The sequence below is a fragment of the Kocuria oxytropis genome (genome assembly GCF_040981195.1).
Lineage (GTDB): Bacteria > Actinomycetota > Actinomycetes > Actinomycetales > Micrococcaceae > Kocuria > Kocuria oxytropis.
This window is the reverse complement of record NZ_JAVFXA010000053.1, coordinates 1-1,407: the sequence shown is the minus strand read 5'-3', so window position 1 is coordinate 1,407 and position 1,407 is coordinate 1. Positions and strand designations below refer to the sequence as shown.

Annotated in this window: 1 protein-coding gene; it reads left to right on the top strand. The window is 39.9% G+C overall.

All coding sequences use genetic code 11. The annotated features are described in order from the left end of the window. Window positions 1-202: 202 nt before the first annotated feature. Window positions 203-1,407, top strand: a 1,205-nt coding sequence (locus QYM41_RS17515) for a transposase (RefSeq protein ID WP_368801049.1), incomplete at its 3' end; no start/stop codon positions are given.

The window sequence follows — 1,407 nt, the reverse complement described above, 5'->3', positions numbered from 1 at the left end:
CTACACATCAGCTACTTACGCACTATTTTTCAACATTCTACCGGAAAAAGCTTGCTTTCTGCTTAGAATTTTTGGGCTCTTCGCAAATTTTGGTGCACATAATGCCCAACTGCAGAATTCTTTAAGAAAGTTTTACATAAAATGTTAGCGATTGTCCGACAAAAAATGTAAGTTTATTAGTGTTCAAAAAATAAGACTTACAATGGAGACAATCGCTAACATTTGCAAAGGTACAGAAAATTTAGGAAACAACCAAACGGATTTAAAATTAAATGCTTTTGAAGTGGGAGAAAACCTCGTTGCTTTCCTCATCCCCCACTTTGCTAATTTCGTTATAATCAACTATACCATCACAGAGGATGAAGTGGCACTGACGCTAAAAAGCAAGTCTACTTGCGCTTGCTGTGATCGTTGCCATATCGAGACACATCATACCCGTGGCTGGCAAAAAAGGAAAGTAACCATGCCTCCGCTCGGTGGAAAACGTTTTACACTGATTTTGTATATGCGTAAATTTCACTGTAAGGCCGATGGTCATTTCTTTACAGAGCAACAGCCCGATTGGCTCAACAAGTATGCTAGATTTTCCATTGACTGTACAAGACTAATGAACCAAGTGCACTTACAGATGTCATCAGTCTCAGCTTCCAGAATATTGTCGGATATGGGAATACATTGCTGCCCCAACACATGTATCAATCATCTCAAGAATATAAAACTAGCTTCAGATAGGACGGCAACCAACATTGGTATAGACGATTTTGCTAAAAGGAAAGGCTATTCGTATGGTAGTGCCATCGTCAATCATGACACTGGTCAAGTGTTGGAATTGATTGATTCTAGAGACTCCGAAAAGGTCGCTGAAGTCCTGAGCCTCTATCATCATGTGTCCACCATCACTCGCGATAGGGGCAAGTGTTACATCAAGGCTATAAAGAAGGCTCTTCCTGCAGCAACTGTTGTCGCAGACAAATTCCATATTATGGAAAATTTGACGAAAGCACTTTTCCCACAAGTCCAAAGCCGCTTCTTGCATGAAAGAAAACGTTTGTTGGACAAAAGTGAAATTGGTCCCAAACCTCCAGTCTTAGATCAATCCTGGGTGCTACAAGGTATTTATGCATCTTTGGACTCAATGAGTAAAGACGTGGAAAAAGCTAAAACATTGGCTAAGCGGAAGTTGTGTCTTCAAATGCATGTAAATCAAGAGCTCTCTATAAAGGATATCCATGACAAAACAGGCTATAGCAGTTGCGAGATTAAGAAACTGCTAGATGCAACTTATGAGAGTTTTCTCAACCCTAGCCAACTATGGGTATATAAAAATGTGAAGTACATATCAGATAGAATCTTAGAGAAAAAGACTTTGGAATACTCAGGTGTGGTCAAGGGCGTATTCCAAAGTCT